17 protein-coding genes are annotated in these 18504 nt (G+C 60.2%); 13 read left to right on the top strand and 4 right to left on the bottom strand.

Features of this window, described 5'->3' with window-relative positions; translation table 11 throughout:
* Window positions 1-31: 31 nt before the first annotated feature.
* Together O3S85_RS19670 and O3S85_RS19665 are read left to right on the top strand one after the other, a co-directional pair.
* Window positions 32-691: a hypothetical protein gene (locus tag O3S85_RS19670; protein WP_269542840.1), complete on the top strand. Its 660-nt coding sequence runs from the start codon at window positions 32-34 to the stop codon at window positions 689-691.
* The gene (locus O3S85_RS19665) at window positions 666-1439 is read left to right on the top strand and encodes an AsmA family protein (RefSeq protein WP_269542838.1); all 774 of its coding nucleotides are present in this window, start codon (window positions 666-668) and stop codon (window positions 1437-1439) included. Before O3S85_RS19670 ends, O3S85_RS19665 begins: the two co-directional genes overlap by 26 nt.
* A gap of 226 nt (window positions 1440-1665) precedes the next feature.
* Here O3S85_RS19665 and glpK read toward each other — a convergent pair whose 3' ends face one another.
* Window positions 1666-3153 (bottom strand): glycerol kinase GlpK, encoded by a 1488-nt coding sequence (gene glpK / locus O3S85_RS19660; RefSeq protein WP_269542836.1) that lies wholly within the window; start codon window positions 3151-3153, stop codon window positions 1666-1668.
* Between the two features lie 97 nt (window positions 3154-3250).
* Entirely contained in the window at window positions 3251-3859 is a 609-nt protein-coding gene (locus tag O3S85_RS19655; RefSeq protein WP_269542834.1) for a hypothetical protein, read from the bottom strand.
* Between the two features lie 112 nt (window positions 3860-3971).
* On the opposite strand from O3S85_RS19655, the gene O3S85_RS19650 reads away from it, so the two are divergent.
* The 8 genes from O3S85_RS19650 to O3S85_RS19615 all read left to right on the top strand — a co-directional run bounded on the left by O3S85_RS19650 (window position 3972) and on the right by O3S85_RS19615 (window position 10997).
* Complete coding sequence (locus tag O3S85_RS19650) at window positions 3972-4433, top strand: DUF420 domain-containing protein (RefSeq protein WP_269542832.1); 462 nt, start codon at window positions 3972-3974, stop codon at window positions 4431-4433.
* Window positions 4434-4801: 368 nt separating this feature from the next.
* Entirely contained in the window at window positions 4802-5032 is a 231-nt protein-coding gene (locus O3S85_RS19645; RefSeq protein WP_269542831.1) for a FeoA family protein, read from the top strand.
* A 15-nt stretch (window positions 5033-5047) separates the two neighbouring features.
* Window positions 5048-7282 (top strand): ferrous iron transport protein B, encoded by a 2235-nt coding sequence (gene feoB / locus O3S85_RS19640; protein WP_269542829.1) that lies wholly within the window; start codon window positions 5048-5050, stop codon window positions 7280-7282.
* A 2-nt stretch (window positions 7283-7284) separates the two neighbouring features.
* The gene (locus O3S85_RS19635) at window positions 7285-7425 is read left to right on the top strand and encodes a FeoB-associated Cys-rich membrane protein (protein ID WP_269542827.1); all 141 of its coding nucleotides are present in this window, start codon (window positions 7285-7287) and stop codon (window positions 7423-7425) included.
* 86 nt (window positions 7426-7511) lie between these two features.
* Complete coding sequence (locus tag O3S85_RS19630; protein WP_269542826.1) at window positions 7512-7973, top strand: GNAT family N-acetyltransferase; 462 nt, start codon at window positions 7512-7514, stop codon at window positions 7971-7973.
* 119 nt (window positions 7974-8092) lie between these two features.
* Window positions 8093-9007, top strand: a complete 915-nt coding sequence (locus O3S85_RS19625) for an SRPBCC family protein (protein WP_269542824.1) — start codon at window positions 8093-8095, stop codon at window positions 9005-9007.
* 40 nt (window positions 9008-9047) lie between these two features.
* On the top strand, window positions 9048-9836 hold the full coding sequence (locus O3S85_RS19620; RefSeq protein WP_269542823.1) for an alpha/beta hydrolase: 789 nt from the start codon (window positions 9048-9050) through the stop codon (window positions 9834-9836).
* Between the two features lie 123 nt (window positions 9837-9959).
* Window positions 9960-10997: a hypothetical protein gene (locus O3S85_RS19615; RefSeq protein ID WP_269542821.1), complete on the top strand. Its 1038-nt coding sequence runs from the start codon at window positions 9960-9962 to the stop codon at window positions 10995-10997.
* 70 nt (window positions 10998-11067) lie between these two features.
* On the opposite strand, the gene O3S85_RS19610 is transcribed toward O3S85_RS19615, so the two are convergent.
* A complete protein-coding gene (locus O3S85_RS19610) occupies window positions 11068-11880 on the bottom strand; it encodes an AraC family transcriptional regulator (protein ID WP_269542820.1) in 813 nt (270 codons plus the stop codon).
* A gap of 94 nt (window positions 11881-11974) precedes the next feature.
* Here O3S85_RS19610 and O3S85_RS19605 point away from each other — a divergent pair, with 94 nt between their 5' ends.
* From O3S85_RS19605 to ffh, 3 genes are all read left to right on the top strand, one after another.
* Entirely contained in the window at window positions 11975-14860 is a 2886-nt protein-coding gene (locus O3S85_RS19605) for an FAD-dependent oxidoreductase (protein ID WP_269542818.1), read from the top strand.
* Between the two features lie 144 nt (window positions 14861-15004).
* The gene (leuD, locus tag O3S85_RS19600; protein ID WP_269542816.1) at window positions 15005-15604 is read left to right on the top strand and encodes a 3-isopropylmalate dehydratase small subunit; all 600 of its coding nucleotides are present in this window, start codon (window positions 15005-15007) and stop codon (window positions 15602-15604) included.
* 56 nt (window positions 15605-15660) lie between these two features.
* A complete protein-coding gene (ffh, locus tag O3S85_RS19595; RefSeq protein WP_269542815.1) occupies window positions 15661-17019 on the top strand; it encodes a signal recognition particle protein in 1359 nt (452 codons plus the stop codon).
* 104 nt (window positions 17020-17123) lie between these two features.
* Here ffh and O3S85_RS19590 read toward each other — a convergent pair whose 3' ends face one another.
* A complete protein-coding gene (locus tag O3S85_RS19590) occupies window positions 17124-18479 on the bottom strand; it encodes a polysaccharide deacetylase family protein (protein WP_269542813.1) in 1356 nt (451 codons plus the stop codon).
* Between the last annotated feature and the right edge of the window lie 25 nt (window positions 18480-18504).

The following is an 18504-nucleotide window of genomic DNA, read 5'->3' as shown; positions in this document are numbered from 1 at the left end:
ACACCTGGCCGCATTGGGCTTGTTTTGCCTGATGTCGGCCACGCTCCCAGCCCAGTCCACCCCGCCGCTCTCCGACGAGGACGTGTGGAGTTTTATCGTGTATCTCTACGGCTACGACGATGAGGAGCGCCTGGAGCTGGCCCGGCTCTCGCCCGAGCAAAAGGCCAACTACATCAGCAACGTCCGCGGCATGGCCAAGGACATGAACGTGAAAAACCCGGACGACTTCTCCCCGGAAGACCGCGCGTTTTTCGCGGCCATGCGCGACTCCTTCCGGCAGTCCAAAATGCGCATGCGCACCGCGCTCAACCTGCGGCACACCCTGAATGAGCAGGACGCCCTCCGCATGGCTGGGCTGGCCCAGGAACTCATTGAAAACTACCGGGCAAAGCCGTTTAGAACCCTGGAATCCTACCACTACGCCAACCCGCAGCGCCCCATTCCGCCTGGCTGGGAGTTCCTCCGCCCGCTGCAAATCCGCGTGAGCAACGACTCAGTGGAGGTCCAGCTGTTTGTGAACATTTACCGCCCCGATGGGGCCCAGGTTTACATTTACATTCTGGAGGAGGACGACGGCGACGCCTATCGCGTAACCTATAAAGACAACCTGGCACCACGAAAAAGCTGGCTTGTCACCACGCCAAAGACACAAAAGAAGTCATCATATGGGCCTAATCAAAATCGTCACTAAGCCGATTGGCTGCTTTTTCTCGCTCATCGGGGCGTTGGTGATCTTCGTGGTCCTCGTCGTAGGGGGCCTCATTTGGCTGGTGGATGAAATGGCACCGAAGGTCGCCGAGACCGCGATCACCGAGGCCACCGGCTTTCCCACGCAGGTGCGCGAAGGCTCCGTCAGTTTTAAGGACCAGACCATCACCCTGACCGATATCGAGATCGACAATCCACAGGACTTCGTCGACCGCGATTTTCTCCGCATCGCTGAGCTCACCCTGGGCCTCGACCGCGAGAAATGGAATGAAAACCAAGTCGCCCTGAGCCTGATCCGCCTCGACATCAAGGAGCTCAATTTCAATCAGGGGAACTTCGACATCTCCAACCTCGACGCCTTTATCGAAGCGGCCGAGGAAAACTGGGAACTGTTCTTGGAGCAAATCCACAACCAGGCAACCCAGGAGGGGCAGACCGTCCCGGAGAACGTCGTCATTGGCGAAGTCACCCTAAAGCTCGGCCGCGTCGTGTTGGCCAGCCCCATGGGTGACCAGACCATTTCGCGCACGGTCAACCTCAACTACGAGGCCACCTTTACCGAGGTGCGCTCACTGCGCCCGATCATCGAGACCGTTGCACGCGACCTCCAGCAGACCGGCCTCTCCGACATCGCAAAATCTCTTCGCGAGGCCAGCGAAAACATGAACGACGAGCTAACCCTGAAGCTCCTTCAAGACCACCTCGACGAGCAGTTTAAGAAACAACAGTGAGGCCCCGCGCTTACTGTCTCACCGAAATTTTTTAAACAGGAAGATCGGGAAGAACGGGAAGCTGTCTGACTAGAAGCCAGCAGGATTTCTTTTTTGAACAGAAGGTAACAAAGAGAACAAAGGCTTACGTGCTGAAAGCTTCGTTATCTTTGTTACCTTCTGTTTAAAATCATCGCTTTTCACTTACCGTTCTTCCCGATCTTCCTGTTTAAAAAACTGCGTATTCCTATCCCGGCCAGCCCTTCGCGCGTTTGACTGCGTCGCGCCAGAGGGCCATTTTGGACTCAGCCTCGTCGCGCTTAATCTGCGGTTCGAAGGTGCGGTCAATCTGCCACTGGGCCTCGATGGCTTGCTCGTTTTCGAAGGCGCCCGTCGCCAGCCCCGCAAGATATGCCGCGCCGAGGGCGGTCGTTTCGGTATTTTTGGGGCGGATCACTGGCGCGCCCAGCAGGTCGGCCTGAAATTGCATCAGCAGGTCGTTATTGGAAGCACCGCCGTCGACGCGGAGCTCCTTAAGCGGAATCCCGCTGTCCGCGTTCATGGCCTCCAGCAGCTCAGCGCTTTGAAACGCAATCGACTCCAGCGCCGCGCGGCAAATGTGGGCGGCCGTCGTGCCACGAGTCAGGCCGACGATGGTTCCGCGCGCGGCGGGGTCCCAGTGGGGCGCACCCAAGCCAGTAAAGGCCGGCACCAGCATCACGCCGCCGGTGTCCTTCACGCTGGCCGCGAGCGGCTCACTTTCGCTGGCGGTATGGATCATCCGCAGGCCGTCGCGCAGCCATTGAATCACCGCCCCGCCGACGAACACGCTGCCTTCGAGCGCATATTTACGGCGGCGGCCTTTAGTCTGCCAAGCCACGGTGGTGAGCAAATTATTCTTGGAGGTAACCGGTTTTTCCCCCGTTTGCTGGAGCAGGAAACAGCCGGTGCCGTAGGTGTTCTTGGCCGTGCCTTTTTTGAAACAGGTCTGGCCAAAGAGCGCCGCATGCTGGTCTCCCGCCACCCCGGCAATCGCCGCACCGCCGAAGTCCGCGCATTGCCCGAAATCTCCCGACGACGGGCGCACCTCGGGTAGCATTTCGCGGGGCACACCGAGCCACTTGAGCAGTTCATCGTCCCACTCACCCGTGTGGATGTTAAACAACAGCGTGCGGCTGGCGTTGGAGGGGTCGGTCGCGTGGACCTCGCCGCCGGTCAGATTCCAAATCAGCCACGAATCCACGGTGCCAAAGCATAGTTCGCCGCGCTCGGCCTGCTCGCGTGCGCCGTCGACATTGTCGAGAATCCAGCGGACCTTGGTGCCGGAGAAATACGGGTCGAGCACCAGGCCGGTCTTTTCCAGAATCGCCTTGGCCTTGCCCGACTTTTTCAGTTTGTCGCAAAAGTCGGCGGTGCGGCGATCCTGCCACACGATGGCGCGGTGGACGGGTTTGCCGGTTTGGCGGTCCCACACAATGGTGGTTTCGCGCTGGTTGGTGATGCCCACGCCCGCGAGGTCGCGCCCACGAAGCCCGGCCTGCCCGAGCGCCTCGGCGGCAACCGCATTTTGGCTGGACCAGATTTCGTTGGGGTCGTGCTCGACCCAGCCGGATTCGGGGAAATACTGCGGGAACTCCTTTTGCGCGGAGGCGACGGCCTCACCGTCGGCATTAAAAACAATCGCTCGTGAGCTGGTGGTGCCCTGGTCGAGGGCGAGGAGGTAACGTTTTGGCATAACGGGGTTTTCATCACAGTCTAAGCCGTAAAGAACCGGTGTCAACGACGCGCGGAAAATCGCGAATCGCCCTCACCCAATTGGCGATCCGCCCCCCTTAATACGCCCAGCGAACCACCTCGCCAAAAACGGTGCGCGTCATAATCGCGCCACCCTTGCGCGAGACCGTGATCTGCGAGTAGTCTTCGCCAATGACAGGCGTCAGCTGGTCCATTTCGAAAAATCCATCTTCGGCCATACGGGTGAGGTCGGCCTGATCGGCACCGGTGTGGCTCGTGTAGTAGTGCGCGGCGTTGGCGATGATCAGCAGGTTTTGCGCGATGGCGTTGCGGCCTTCACTGGTCAATCGGCCGTCACGGCCAATCATGCCTGCGTTAAATGCATCGGCCAGTGGACCGGCTTGAAACGGTGCTTCCTGCGGACGCTTGCGCGCGAGCAGGTAGTCCATGCCATCGCGGCGGACTTCCACAAACCACTCACCATCAAGGTTAACCACGTCTTCAATGGTCAAATCTCCCAGGTAGCGCCCCACTTGGCTGCGCTGGGAAAACCCGTCGGCCGACTCCACCACGACATCCGCCGGTTCCGCGCCAATGCGGGTGATGCCGACCACCACGTAGTCCGGCAAAATGGTCACCCACGATTGCCCGGCGGTGAGGCCCGTTGCCCCCAGCAGGATTCCGGAAACTGCGAAAATGCAGCGCATTGCCGCGTATCATCGGCAGCTTTTGCGATAGCTCAACCGCAAATTCCGCGCGATCAGGTTTGCAATTTTCCGCGACTGCCCTCTGCCTTGCCTTTTCTGCTCGGTTTTGAATATGACCTCTGACCTCCTCCATGCCCTGCCCGCCATCAACGCCTCGCTCAACGGCTTGGCGACGCTGCTGCTGACCGTCGGCTTCGTCCTGATCAAGCTCGACCGCGAGAAAAACATGAAGGCCCACCGCGCCATGATGCTCTCGGCCTTCACGGTGTCGGTCGTGTTCCTGATCTGCTACCTGCTGCACAAGGGGCTGCGCGCGGGTGCAGGTGAAGCAGTCAATACCAGCTTTGCTGGCGAGGGTATCTGGCGGTGGATCTATTACCCAATGCTGATTAGCCACGTCCTGCTGGCGATGGTCATCGTGCCGCTGATTTTCGTGACCCTCTGGCACGCCTTCAAGGGGCGCTATCAAAAGCACCAAAAATGGGCCAAGTGGACCTTCCCCCTGTGGTATTACGTGAGCGTGACCGGCGTGTTGGTGTATTTTTTCCTGTATCAGTGGTTTCCCCCAGCTTAGGCGGTTGGCTGAAGCCATTCCCTGCTCGATTCGCGATCCTCAAAGGAGTGGCGTAGGTCGGACTCTTTAAAGGCCGACATCTAGAACAGGCCAACGGGCAAAAAATAGCCAACATGCGGATGGCTAAAGCCAACCGCGCACGCCGTCAGCATGCCTGCGCTCACGAAGCGTTAGAGAGTGTCGGCGAAGACCGCGCTTCGCGTTCCTTTGGGCATTCAGTCCCACCGACGCAGGACCACTGCCCCTAATTGCCCGGAGCAATGCGACTTATTACCGTTTCAAGTGAGCGCAAAAAACGCCCCAATGGCACCAATTGGGCTTGAGACCCGATTTCACGCCTCTACGATAACCGGACTCAAATACACGTCATGCGCCTAGATCAGTTAAAAATCGGCCGCCGTTGCCGGGTGACCACCATCAACTTCAACCACGCTGTCAGCCAGCGATTGGCGAATTTTGGGCTGCTCCCGGGCCAGGAAATCCAGATGTCGCAAGTCGCGCCCTTGGGCGATCCGATCGCGATCACCTTCGCCGGGCAAAAGATCAGCCTCCGCCGCCGCGAAGCCGCCCTGGTCGAAGTAGAGCCCGTTGGCGCGTAAATTTTCCAAAGCATTGTGACCGTCTCCGCTGCCCCAGCCCCGGCCCAGCGCGCGAAACAAATCGCGCTCATTGGCAACCCTAACACCGGCAAAACCTCCCTTTTCAACTGCCTGACCGGCATGCGTCAGCGCGTGGGCAACTACCCGGGCGTCACCGTCGAGAAAAAGATGGGCATTGTCCAACTGGACGGCGGCCCGGCGACGCTGATCGACCTGCCCGGTGCCTACAGCCTTTCGGCCAGCTCACTCGATGAGCGCGTGGCGGTGGATGTCCTCAGCGGCCACCTGCCCGGCATCAACAAGCCCGATGCGGTCGTCTGCGTAGTCGATGCGACCAACCTGAAGCGCAACCTGTTCCTGGCCCTGCAAATCGCCGAGCTGGGCATGCCGATGGTGATCGCGCTCAACATGTCCGACGGCCTGGAGCAGCGCGGCCAGACCATTGATACCGCCGTGCTGGAAAAGCGCCTCGGCGTGCCAGTCGTCGCCACCGTTGCCCGCAAAAGCGTGGGCATCGCCGAGCTTCGCGACGCGATCAACACCGCCATTGCGCAAGAGCGCTGCCTCGCGCCGATGACCTGGCCCGCAGAGGTCAACGAGGCCGTAAAAGACATTCAGGCAGCGGCAGAAGGCCACACGGCCGTCCCGCTGACCGAGCTGGAAATCCGCCGCATGCTTTTTGATGCCGGTTCCGCCGTCATGGAGCGCGTGCAAAGCCAGGGCGAGGCCGTTCGCCAAGCCGTCAACCAGGGCCGCGAAAAGCTCCGCAAGCTGGGGCTCAACCCCATGGCGGCCGAGGCAGTGCTCAGCTACAAGCATTTGGACAAGCTGCTCGAAGGCGTGGTCCGCCAAGCCAGCGAACCCAAGCGCGAGAAGAGCGAGTCCATCGACAAGTTGCTGCTGCACCGTGGCTGGGGTCTGGTGATTTTTGCCGCGATGATGTACGTGGTTTTCCAGTCGGTTTACACCTGGGCGGGCCCGCTGATGGACCTTGTCGACGCCGGCAAAGGCTGGGTGCAGGCACTGGTCGGCGGTTGGCTGGAGCCCTGGCCAATGCTCGGCAGCCTGATGACCGACGGCATTATCGAAGGCGTGGGCGCATTCGTGATTTTCCTGCCGCAGATCCTCATTTTGTTCTTCTTCATCGCGCTGCTGGAAGACACCGGCTACATGGCGCGCGCGGCGTTTTTGATGGACCGCCTCTTTGGCTGGTGCGGGCTCAACGGCAAGAGCTTTGTGCCCATGCTCTCCGGCTACGCCTGCGCGATCCCCGGCATCCTGGCGGCCCGCACGATTGAGGACCCCAAGGCCCGCATCGTGACGATCCTGCTGACGCCGCTGATGAGCTGCTCGGCGCGGCTCCCCGTTTACATCCTGCTGATCGGGGCCTTTGTCGAGCCGCGCTACGGGCCGTTTATCGCCGGGCTGTCGCTGTTTGTCATGCACATCGTGGGTCTGCTGGTGGCCGTTCCCGCCGCCTGGGTGCTGACACGGTTCGTCGTCAAAACCAAGCCGCAGCCCTTCGTTCTGGAAATGCCGACCTACCGCGTGCCGCGCCTGCAAGACGTGCTTTACCGCATGGGCATCGCGGGCAAGGAATTCGTTACCCGGGCGGGCACGGTGATCCTCGCGATCACGGTCATCGTCTGGGCGCTGCTTTATTTTCCGCGCTCCGAGTCACTGGAGCAGCAAGTCACCGAGGACTTCATCGTGCATCAAGCTGCCTTGGCGCAAGTCGGCGCAGATGCAATCGAGACCCAATTGGCCGACCCGGATTCGGAACTTTCCGCCGAATTGACCAACGCCATTGACGCGGCCTACATCAACCAGAGCTACATGGCGCGCATTGGCAAAACGATCCAGCCCATCTTCGCGCCAGCCGGCTTCGACTGGAAGATCACCGTGGGCGTAGTGGCCAGCTTCCCCGCGCGTGAGGTGATCATCTCCACGCTCGGCATTATTTACAGCCTCGGAGGCGACGTGGACGAGGAATCGCCCAGCCTGACCGCCACTCTCGCCAACGCCGAGTGGCCGGATGGCCCCAAGGCCGGCCAACCCATTTTCACGCTCCCGGTTGCCTTCGCGATTATGGTGTTTTTCGCGCTGTGCCAGCAGTGTGGAGCCACCGTCGCCGTCATGGCCAAGGAGATTGGCTGGAGCTGGGCGATCGGCAGCTTTGTCGCCATGACGAGCATTGCCTGGGTTGGCGCGGTCATCGTTTATCAGGTCGGAACCGCCATCGGATTATAGCCATGATCGAGTCCATCATCGTCGCCGCCATTGTGATTGCTGCCGCCGTGTTTCTTTTCCAGAACTGGCGCAAGTCAAACGCAGGTAAAAAGGTGGGCTGCCAGGGCAAAAGCTGCGGCTGCGATAAGCCGAAGAAAAACTGAGCCTCCCCGGCTTTCGGCTGGCACCCGACTGTCATAGACGTTACGCAATTGAGCTACAAACCACTTAATTGCTACAATTGTTACTTATGGCATTTCGCCTCGCCAAAGAATCCGACCTGCCCACCCTCGTCGAGCTGCTGCGCCAGCTATCCAAAGTCGAGAGTGACTTCCCCTTCAACGCCGAGAAACAGCGCGCCGGCCTGCAACTGCTTTATGAGAAGCGGGATGCGTATGTGTTTGTCGTCGAAATGGGCGGCATGATCGCGGGCATGGCCACGATTCAGGAGCAAATTTCAACCGTCGAGGGCGGCGTGGTCGGCCTGGTGGAAGACGTCGTCGTGCACACGAGTTTTCGCGGTAAAGGCGTGGGCAAGGAAATGATGGACCACCTCAAAGCGACCGCCGAAGTCAAAGGCTATAAGCGCCTCCAGCTTCTCGCCGACATCAACAACACCAGCGGCGAAAGCTTCTACGCCTCCCAGGACTGGCAGCCCACCCAGCTCAAGCAATGGCGCTGGCTACCGGAACCGGAATCAGCCATTTGCTGAGCACAGATGTCCGCATCCGCCGACCATTTAGCGAACGCCATTCACCCCGAAACTGGCAAAAAAACTCGCCTCAGCGACACACATTCCTAGTTTTAAAGAATCCACCACTCGCTCTACTCATGCCCAAATATTCCGTCGAACGGTCCATCCTGATCAACGCGCCGCGCGGTAAAGTTTACGCCACCGTGCGGGATTTCCACCAGTGGCCACAGTGGTCGCCGTGGCTCATTTGCGAGCCCGACGCCAAGCTGGACTTCGCCAAAGACGGCCGCAGCTACGCCTGGATCGGCCAGTATATTGGCGAGGGCAACATCGCCGTGACCACCGAAAACGAGGGCGTCGCCATCGACTACCGGTTGACTTTCATCAAGCCGTTCAAGGCCGTCAGCAAGGTGCGTTTCGAGTTCGGCAATGCCGGTGAACAGACTAAGGTCACCTGGAAAATGGACAGCTCGCTGCCGATTTTTCTCTTTTTCCTGACCGGCATGATGAAAAACATGATCGGCATGGATTACGAGCGCGGCCTCAAGATGCTGCGCAATTACATCGAAAAAGGTGACCGCTTGTCGCAGCTGGATATCATTGGTGAGGAGTCATTTACGGGATTCAATTATCTGGGCCTGCGCCGCCAGTGCGCGATCGCCGAAGTAGGCCCCCACATGGAGGAGGACTTCGCCACCATCATGCAGGCGACCGAAGCCGCCGGCATCCAGCCCTCGGGAGCGCCCTTTTCCATCTACCACAAGTGGGACATCGGCAAGGCGCGCGTGGACTACACGATCGGCATCCCCGTGACCAATGGCGAGACCCCGGATGGGCTGCTGCGGGGTGAGATTCCCAGCGGCAAGGTTTACTCGATTAAACTTACTGGCCCCTACGAGCTGCTCGGCAATGCCTGGTCCGCAGGTATCACCCGCCAGCGCAGCAAGGTCTTTAAATGTGGCCAGCACCCGCCGTTTGAAACTTACCAGAACGACCCGCGCGAGACGGACGAGCGCGAGCTGGTGACCGTAGTTCATTTCCCGCTCAAGTAACGCTTGCCGCGCGGGCCGAGCTTTGCCTTTGTTGGAGGCCATGGCGTTTATCCAGTGTGATTTTTACTCCGAGGTGCTGGGCATGTCCACCAGCATGAACGTGATCCTGCCGCAAGCCACGCGCAGCCAAATCGGCATGGAAGGTGCCGTCGGCCAAGGCCGCCACAAAACACTATGGCTGCTCCATGGCCGCTCGGACGACCACACCATTTGGATGCGCCGCACCTCGATCGAGCGCTACGTCGCCAGCCTCGGCCTGGCCGTCATCATGCCGCAGGCCAACCTGTCGTTTTACAACAACATCATCGGCGGAGCCCGCTACGGGGACTTTTTTGAAAACGAACTGCCCGAGCTGGCACGGTCGTTTTTTCCGCTCTCCGACCGGCGCGAGGATAACTACATCGCCGGGCTGTCCATGGGGGGCTACGGCGCGATGAAGCTCGCCCTGACCCACCCCGAGCGTTACGCCGCCGCCGCCAGCCTATCCGGCGCGGTGGATCTGCAGGCCCTCTGCAATGTCGATGAACCTGCCCGCCAGGAGTTCATGCGCTTCGTCTTCAAAGACAAGGTAAGCGAAATCACCGGCTCCAAGGCCGACCTCTTCCAACTCCTGTCCGACGCCAAGGCCAATCAAGTCGACCTGCCCAAGCTCTACGCCTGCTGTGGCCGCCAAGACTTCCTCATCGAGCACAACCGCGCCTTCGTCGCCAAGTGCGCCGAGCTGGATATCCCGCTGAAATACACGGAGAACGCCGGCACGCACGAATGGGGCTACTGGGACAACATGATCCAGGAAGTCCTCGAATGGCTGCCCGGCGTGGGCGCATAAGACAAGCCCCACAACCATTTCCAGCCAGCCGAGGTGCCCTGAGCGCTATTTTTGACAGCTTACTGCAAATAAGATATTGCAATCTTATACAAAGCGATAAATCTAGCAGAAACTTTAATCAACATGAAGAACCTCCTCACCACCTCTCTTCTGTCTGTCGCCGCCCTGGTGGCCGCACCGATTGCCCAAGCCCAGACGCTGAATCCAAGCAGCGGCTACGTTGCCGGGCAGGTCATGCCGTCGCGCACGCTGGCTTCATTTGACGTTTATGACAATGGCGGCGCGAAGGCCTTCGGCTGGGACGCCAACTCCAGCACCTTGCGCAATTACGACGTCGCCAATGGCGGCGTGCTGACCGATCTGGGCGCACCGGCCGGCTACAGCGGCTCAAACAGCTTTGTCCGCCTCTCCCCGGATGGCAATTCAGTGTGGGTCGGCTTCACGACCTTCGATGGCACGGACGACCGCATTTACGAAGTCACCAACTTGAGTGGCACGCCGACCTGGAATCTCCGCACGACCGTCAGCTACAATTATGACCTTGGCTTCGACGCCTCGGGCAACGCTTTCGTGGTCGCGGCACCGGGCTTCGTCAACAGCCTCTATTATCTGGACTCCAGCAACAGCTTTAACGCCATCGAATTCGCCCAGACCGGCGGCTATTCCGCTGACCTCGCCTTCGACCTGATGGGCAACCTGATCTTTGCCACCAACGGCCTGACCACCAACCTGCTTGTCAGCTACTCAAACACCTTGCTGAGTGACTTCCTGGCAGACCCACCGTCCTGGACCGCGCTCGGGCTCAACGATGCCGACACCCTGTCCGAGCTGCCCAGTGGCTCTGGCGGTGCCGGGCTCTACGCCGACGAATTTGGCGACCTCTATCTGTCCATGACCGATTTTGGCACGTTCACCGGCACCCTGGCCCAGTGGAACGGCATCGACGGCTCCGGCGACAATTTGGACATCCTCGCCACCGTCGCCAACTCTCTGGGGGAGCTTGATGGCCTCGGCGAGCTGCTCAATGGCGGCACGCTTTACCAGTCCGTCGGCTACCAGCAACCCGGCATCGACACGCTGACCGTGCCTGAGCCATCGGACTACGCCCTCATCGCGGGCTTGGCCACGCTTGGCCTCCTCGCCTGGCGTCGCCGCAAGTAGGCCGTCGCCCAGGCGTCCCGCCTGGGCCCAAACACGCTAACTGCGACACAGGCGAGACGCCTGTGCTACATTATACATCCTGCATTTCCCGCCAATCCGTCGGCGAGCGTCCCGTTTGCCGACGGTGCCAGCGGGTGAAATGTGAGGCGTCAAAAAAACCGAGCAGGGCCGCGATTTCCTTGAGTGATTGGCTCCCCTGGCGGATGCGCTGCTGGGCCTCGTCGAGGCAGCGCGCAACCATCCATTGCCGCGGGCTCATCCCGGTTTCTCGTTGAAAAATGCGGTTTATCTGCGCGCGCGAGAGCCCAACTGCCCGTTGCAGCCCAGCGTAATCGATTGGCTGGATCGACAAGTGTGAGGCCAGGTGCTCAATGATCGCGAACACCCGCTGGTCGCGGGGAAAATGCTCCGCCACGCCAAAAGTTTCCCGCTGACGCCGCCACTGCTCCAGATAGCGAAAAAACAGAGACTGCCGCCGAAAATACGCTGCCGAAGTCGGCGGCAGCTCGCCTTGATCAGCCTCACAAAGCGCCTCAGCCGCAGCCAAAAGCTGCCCAAGGTTGCCCCCATCGACCACGCGTATGCCCAGTTGTGGCGGCAGGTAATCCAGCCCGCGCCAAGACAGCCGAAATCGGATCGAAACGAGTACCGGATCGCCCCAAAGCCGGTGCGAACGCCGCGTAAACGGGTCAATGAACACCCATTGCCCTGCCCCGGCTTGAAAGGTTTGGCCGTTGCACTTGATTTCCGCATGCCCCGAGCGAATATACCAGCTGATATAGTAAAGGTCAGTCGTCATCAAATGCACGCGATGATCAGGATCAACGTGCTTATCATAGGTCAGCCCCAGGCTATATTGCGGCGGGCCAAAGCTGTCTGGCAATGAAGCGATGAGCTAAATATACAATAAAGCGCACACTTTGTATAGGCAATTTGCGTGGCCTACCGGCATTGCCATCACGTATGTTAATGGCATAATGAACGCAATTGACCCTTCGCACCAGCTCCCCATCGTAAAATCCGTAGACGTGCTCATCCTTGGTGGCACATCCGGCGCGATCACGCTCGCGCTTGAGGCCAAGCAGAGCGGGTTGTCCGTCTTTGTCGTCGCCCCGCGCACCTACCTGGGCGAAGACATCTGCGGCGCCTACCGTTTTTGGCCAGCCGCCGACCACCAGCAAGAGGACGCACTCGCTGACGGCATTTTCGCCGCCCCCAAGCCGCCGACTCCCCTGCGGGTAAAAACCGCGCTGGAGCAGGCCCTCGTCGACGCAGACATCCCCTTCCTCTTTAACACCTCGCCCGCCGGGCTGCTGCGCGATGCCGAAGGCCGCATCTCCGGTGCCGTCATCGCCCACCGTGGTGGTCGCCAGGGCGTCCGCGCTCGCATGGTAGTCGACGCCACCCTCGATGGCCTCGTGTTGGAGCAGGCCGGCTCGCCAGTCCACCGTCCGCAGGGTGAGCAATCCGTCACCTGGGTCACCGTCACTGAGGGCGAAGGCCGCAGCGCCGAGGGCATTGCCAGCGAACGTCTCCCCGGCTACGAATTTGAAGAAATGCAGCTCGCCGCCCGTCGCTACCAGTTGACGGTCGACTTCGGCGATGGCTCCCCCGCCGCCCGCGGCAAAGCGCTGAACCAAGCCATGCGTGTCTGCTGGACTCCCGAGGAGTTCCGCTGCCAAAGCGCGCTGCGCCCCGCGCTGCCCGCCACTGACGCCCAGCCCGCGCTGCGCAGCCTGATGATGCAGCCCGGCCTGCTCGCCTTTACCGAAGCCGCCCAGCTCAGCGCCGGTGCCGAATACATCTTCACCGATCCCGCGCGCTCACTCGCGCTGGGTCGCAACCTGGGCTCGGCACTGCAATCCATTTTGCCTCCGAAATACACCGGCCCGCTGACCGCCACTTGCGCAGGAGCCGTCACGGTTGAATCCGGCGAAATCCGCGCTCTGGCCCAAGGCCTACGCCCCAACGATCCCATCACCGAGGCCATCCAGTTTGACGCCTCCTCCGCTCCCGTCCTGGGCGAATACGATGTGGTCGTGGTTGGCGGCGGCACGGGTGGCGCACCCGCAGCCATTGGCGCAGCCCGCGCCGGTGCCAGCACCTTGGCCCTCGAAGCCTGCTCCGCACTCGGTGGCGTCGGCACCGTTGGCCAGATCGGCCGCTATTGGTATGGCAACCGCGTCGGCTTCACCTCGGAGATCGATAAGGGCGTCGCCCAGCTCGAACCCAAAAAGAAATTCCAGGGCGGCAAAGGCGCGTGGTCCGTCTCAGCCAAGGCCCACTGGTTCCTCGAGACTGGTGCCAGCGAAGGCGCGGAATATTGGCTAAACACTTTTTGTGTCGGCACATGGATCGTCGACAACGCCATTTGCGGCGTGCTGGTGGCTGGCCCGAACGGCTATGGCCTCGTGAAGGCCAAGGCCGTGATCGACAGCACCGGCTGCGCGGACGTCATTGCCGCGACGGGCACGCCAACACGCGTCATTGGTAAGGATCACGTGGCCGTGCAGGGGGTTGGTCTCGCCGGCATCAAGCCCGACCGCGATTATCAAAACTCCGACCACAGCTTCTCCGACGACACAGACGTGGTCGACGCGACCGCGTTCTTCGTCAGCTCGCGCAAGAAATTCCCGAACGACTTCGACTCCGGCGAGCTCGTGGACTCCCGTGAGCGCCGGCAAATCTTTGGCGATTACTCAATCACCGCGGTCGACATTCTCTTCCAGCGCCGCTTCCCGGACACCATTTGTGTGGCCAGCTCGAACTTCGACACGCATGGCTTCACCATCGACCCAAGCTTCATGGTGATCCCGCCAAACAAGGACCGCCTCTGGGCCGACGTGCCACTGCGCTGCCTGCTGCCGCAAGGCCTCGAAGGCGTCATGGCAACGGGACTCGGCGTCAGCGCGCACCGCGACGCGCTCCCCGTGATCCGCATGCAGCCCGACGTGCAAAACCACGGCTATGCCGCAGGTTACCTGGGCGCGATTTCCGCGCGCACCGGCCAGAAACTGCGCGATATCGACGTGAAGGAAGTCCAGCGCCACCTCGTGGAAATCGGCAGCTTGCCCGAGCGCGTCCTGACCGATGAGGACACCTTCCCCGTGGCCGACGAAGTGCTCGCCGAACAAGTCGCCAACGGTTGGGACCAGGCCAGCGGCGTCGCCCTGATCTTGCGCGAAAAGGACCGCAGCCTTCCCCTGCTTCGCCAGGCATACAACGCACTCGGCGGCGAACGCACTGCGCAGTCCCTGCGTTACGCACAGCTCATCGCCCTGATGGGTGATAACCAAGCGCAAGCGGAGATCGCGGAGAAAATTTCCAACAGCGAATGGGACACCGGCTGGAATTACACCGGCATGGGCCAATTTGGCATGAGCATGTCTCCGCTCGACGGCCTGATCGTCGCGCTTGCCGAATCCGGCGATGCATCCGCCTGGCCCGTCATTCTGGAGAAAATTGCCACGCTGCAAAGCGGTATGGAGTTCTCACACTTCCGCGCCGTAGGCATGGCTTGCGAGGTGCTCAATGCCCGCCACCCGAACCCGGAAGCCGCGGCCGCCCTGGCCGCGCTGCTGGATCTACCGGGCATCACCGGCCACGCATTGACCAGCCAAGCCGTTTACAATGCCGCAGTGGACGAAGATATGTGCAACACGCAGACGCGCAATGTCTCCCTGATCGAGCTGCACCTGGCCCGCGCACTGTATAACTGCGGCGACGCCGACGGCCGAGCAGCGGCCATCCTCAGCCAATACGCCCAGGATTTGCGCGGCCACTTCGCCCGCCACGCCGCCGCCCTGCTCGCCAGCGACACCCTCAGCAGCGAAACGGGCCAAGTCCTCGCCAGCCGCAGCTAACGACTCTCCCGGCTATCGCGGCGCAGGGTCCGATGCGCCGCGATCCTCCGGTAAACGGCAACGCAGCGCACGATTCGCGGCAGCGTCCTTTTTCGTTGAATCCGCCGCAACGAACCGCTTTGCTGGTCGGTTTCCAGATAAGTCATGACCACCCTTCCCGCAATTAAGCAAGTTTCTGGCCGCGCCGTTCCCGTGCCCGGCGACGACGTCGATACCGACCGCATCATCCCGGCGCGCTTCATGAAGTGCGTCACTTTCGACGGCCTCGGCGAATACGCCTTCTACGACGTGCGCTTCGATGGCGACGGCAACAAGAAGAAGCACCCGCTCAACGAAGAGCGCTTCGACGGCGCCTCGATCATGCTCGTGGGCTCAAACTTCGGCTGCGGCAGCTCTCGTGAGCATGCCCCGCAAAGCCTGCACAAGTTCGGCGTCCGCGCGATCATTGGCCTTAGCTACGCGGAAATTTTCTTCGGCAACTCGACCACGCTCGGCATCCCCTGCGTGAGCGTTTCCGAAGCCGACCGCGACGCCCTCGTCAAGATCGTCGACGCCGATCCGAGCACCGAGATCTCCATCGACCTCGAAGGCAAAAAGGTCACCGCCGCTGGCCAAGAGTTCGACCTGCAAATGAACGAGTCCGCCCGCGAAGCCCTGCTCAACGCCGAGTGGGACGCCCTCGCGCTGCTCCTCAAGGACCCGCAGGACATCGAAGCCGTCGCCGGTAAGCTTTACAGCGTGTAATTGATATCTGCGTGTATCTGCGCTATTCGTAGTTAAATGACTACCGATCACTTCCCATGCTCGAATCCTTAACAGACCGCATGACATCCGCCATCCGCAATTTGCGGGGGGTCGGGAAGTTGTCCGAGGAAAACATGGCCGAGGCGCTCAAGGAAGTGCGCACGGCGCTGCTTTCGGCGGACGTGCACTTCAAGGTCGCGCGGCAGTTCATCAACAACGTTAAGGAAAAGGCGGAGGGGCAGGAAGTTCTGAAGTCCGTCACCCCGGGCCAGCAGATCATCAAAATTATCAACGATGAGCTGGTCGGCCTCTTGGGTGAAGGGACCACAGAGCTCGTCCAGAAAAAGCCGCTGCGCATCATGATGGTCGGTTTGCACGGTGCGGGTAAAACGACCACCTCCGCCAAGCTCGCCAAGCGCATGGTCAAGCAGGGCTACAAGCCCGCGCTCATCGCGTGTGACGTCTATCGCCCGGCCGCCATCGACCAGCTCGAAACCCTCGGCCAGCGCGAGGAAATCCCGGTCTACACCGACCGCGATTCCAAGGACGTGCCGAAGATCGGTAAGCAGGGCCTCGCCTGGGCCAAGGAGCAAGAGCGCGACCTGATCATTTTCGATACCGCTGGCCGCCTGCAGATCGATGAGGACCTGGTCCAGGAAATCATCAAGCTCAAGCAGGAGATCCAGCCGGACGAAGTGCTACTCGTCGCGGACTCCGCGCTCGGCCAGGAGGCGGTTAACGTCGCCCAGCATTTCAATGAAGCGGTCCAGCTGACCGGAATTGTGCTGACCAAGCTCGATGGTGACGCCCGTGGTGGTGCCGCCCTGTCGATGAAGGCCATCACCGAAGTGCCGATCAAGTTCATGGGCACGGGCGAGAAGATGGACGAGTTCGACGTCTTCCACCCCGACCGCATGGCCCAGCGCATCCTCGGCATGGGCGACGTCGTATCGCTCGTCGAGAAGGCCCAGGAAACCATCGATCAGGACGAGGCCGAGCGCCTTGCCGAGAAGATGAAGAAGGCCGATTTCGACCTGGAAGACTTCCTCAGCCAGATGCGCCAGATCAAGAAAATGGGCTCCATCGGCGGCATCATGAAGATGCTCCCCGGCGCGCACGATCTGGAGATTGGCGACGAGCACGAGCAGCAGCTCAAGCGTACCGAAGCCATGATTTTATCCATGACGCCACACGAGCGTCGCAACCCGCAAATCATCAACGGCAGCCGCCGCAAACGCATAGCGAATGGCTCCGGCATGGAAGTGCGTGACCTGAACCAGCTGCTCAAGCAGTTCGGCCAGATGCGCAAAATGATGAAGATGATGAAGGGTGGCAAAGGCCGGAAGCAAATGATGCGCATGGCCAAGCAAATGGGCGCAGGTGGCGGCGGTATGCCAGGCATGCCCGGCATGTAATTGCGGATTACGGGTTGCGTTCTGATCGCAATTAGACCCACCCACTTGCCGCAAAATATTCCTTTGGCCTAGCGGAAAAACAAGCTTACTTTGCACTGCAAAGCTTACGGCATCTTCGTAAGCACGACCAGGCCGCGATCAGGAACCGGCTCGCTGTAAACGTAGTTATTGCCCTCGTGCTGCACTATGTAAGCGGTGATGGCTTGCCCATCTTGCGTTGCGCTGACGTCGGACCATGTTGAGTCGACACGAATTTTCACCGTTAGCGGGTGGTCGAAAATGGCGTCATCCATGCGGTCGCTAACCGTGTATTCAATGCGGGTCGTGGCGACGGCACCAATGTCAAGCGTCGCAGTTTCACGCTGTTGCGCATACTTGGCGACGTCGGTGTAGGCGGCGACCCAGAACTCGTCTTCATGCGCCTTCACCCAGTCGAGGGTTTCAAGAATCGGGGCTTCATCGGAGATCCCATGATAAAGCGTAACGACCCAGCCCCGGTAAGACGAATACAGGTAGCTGCGTCGATCATCGTAGCGCGTAAAGAGTGTGTTAGGCCCGCCGTCGGTCAGCTCATTCACGCCAATCCCCGGCACCGTGTGGTAGTTAGTCCGATGCACGGAAGCCACACTATTGCCCACGCCGCCGCGCGCCGAAATGGTGTAGCGTTTAATGATTTCCAAATAGTCCTCGGTGCCGGCGGGATTCGTCAGCTTACCACAGGGATAGGCGAAGGTGAGAATCTTAGTGCCCGTCGCCTCCTCCATGACGTTAATCGATCGAACAATTTGGTCTTCGTATTCGGCGTTGGTCTGATTGTTCATTGAGCCGCACGCTCCGTGTAGTTGGATGTCGTGCCCGAGATCGTGCAGCGTTTTCCATTCTGCAAGCGTGCCAAAGTAGCCGGTGTTGTTGCCGGGTTTGTCGTTGTAAATATCCCACGTGTAAGGGTAAACAATGACGAACCACGTGAGACGCCAGCCATATGTTTCACCGACTTCCAACCAGAATGGAAAGTCCGGTGAGTTGTTGTCATCAATGGTAATCGAGTAAGCCGAAAATTTACCTTTGTGCCACAAAGTAACATGGCCTTCGCCGTAAACAGCCGGCCAACGCGGACCATCGAACTCCTCATACGCATCGTATCGCAGGCCATCATCCGGGAACGGCACATAAAACAGCTGCTGCGGATCAGTGGACACACGGAAAAACGCAGGCAGCGCCAACGTATCGCTAACGTAGTTTTTATCCAGACCAGAGCCAACCTGCGGGTAGCCCTCAACTGGATCCCACTCCACGAGGTCGCCCGACTGCTCCAGCCGATACTGCTGCCCCTCGGCAGTTTCCCAATCGAGCTCAAGCGTTGAACCATCAGTAGCATTCATGTGCAAGATCGGTTGCGCCAAAAGCCCGGCATTGAGCGCTACGGCACAGAAGGAAATCTTCAGACAAAGGGTATTCATCGGGGTATGCATAACTAGTTATCCT

The organism is Cerasicoccus sp. TK19100 (genome assembly GCF_027257155.1).
In the GTDB taxonomy this organism is placed as follows: domain Bacteria; phylum Verrucomicrobiota; class Verrucomicrobiia; order Opitutales; family Cerasicoccaceae; genus Cerasicoccus; species Cerasicoccus fimbriatus.
Note: the sequence above shows the minus strand (reverse complement) of the source record. Positions and strands in the feature narration are given on the sequence as shown.

Bases quoted from the DNA above. Each gene is read 5' to 3' on its own strand.
- O3S85_RS19670 (WP_269542840.1), top strand. From the start codon at position 32: ATGTCGGCCACGCTCCCAGCCCAGTCCACCCCGCCGCTCTCCGACGAG.
- O3S85_RS19665 (WP_269542838.1), top strand. From the start codon at position 666: ATGGGCCTAATCAAAATCGTCACTAAGCCGATTGGCTGCTTTTTCTCG.
- glpK (WP_269542836.1), bottom strand. From the start codon at position 3,153: ATGCCAAAACGTTACCTCCTCGCCCTCGACCAGGGCACCACCAGCTCA.
- O3S85_RS19655 (WP_269542834.1), bottom strand. From the start codon at position 3,859: ATGCGCTGCATTTTCGCAGTTTCCGGAATCCTGCTGGGGGCAACGGGC.
- O3S85_RS19650 (WP_269542832.1), top strand. From the start codon at position 3,972: ATGACCTCTGACCTCCTCCATGCCCTGCCCGCCATCAACGCCTCGCTC.
- O3S85_RS19645 (WP_269542831.1), top strand. From the start codon at position 4,802: ATGCGCCTAGATCAGTTAAAAATCGGCCGCCGTTGCCGGGTGACCACC.
- O3S85_RS19635 (WP_269542827.1), top strand. From the start codon at position 7,285: ATGATCGAGTCCATCATCGTCGCCGCCATTGTGATTGCTGCCGCCGTG.
- O3S85_RS19630 (WP_269542826.1), top strand. From the start codon at position 7,512: ATGGCATTTCGCCTCGCCAAAGAATCCGACCTGCCCACCCTCGTCGAG.
- O3S85_RS19625 (WP_269542824.1), top strand. From the start codon at position 8,093: ATGCCCAAATATTCCGTCGAACGGTCCATCCTGATCAACGCGCCGCGC.
- O3S85_RS19620 (WP_269542823.1), top strand. From the start codon at position 9,048: ATGGCGTTTATCCAGTGTGATTTTTACTCCGAGGTGCTGGGCATGTCC.
- O3S85_RS19615 (WP_269542821.1), top strand. From the start codon at position 9,960: ATGAAGAACCTCCTCACCACCTCTCTTCTGTCTGTCGCCGCCCTGGTG.
- O3S85_RS19605 (WP_269542818.1), top strand. From the start codon at position 11,975: ATGAACGCAATTGACCCTTCGCACCAGCTCCCCATCGTAAAATCCGTA.
- leuD (WP_269542816.1), top strand. From the start codon at position 15,005: ATGACCACCCTTCCCGCAATTAAGCAAGTTTCTGGCCGCGCCGTTCCC.
- ffh (WP_269542815.1), top strand. From the start codon at position 15,661: ATGCTCGAATCCTTAACAGACCGCATGACATCCGCCATCCGCAATTTG.
- O3S85_RS19590 (WP_269542813.1), bottom strand. From the start codon at position 18,479: ATGAATACCCTTTGTCTGAAGATTTCCTTCTGTGCCGTAGCGCTCAAT.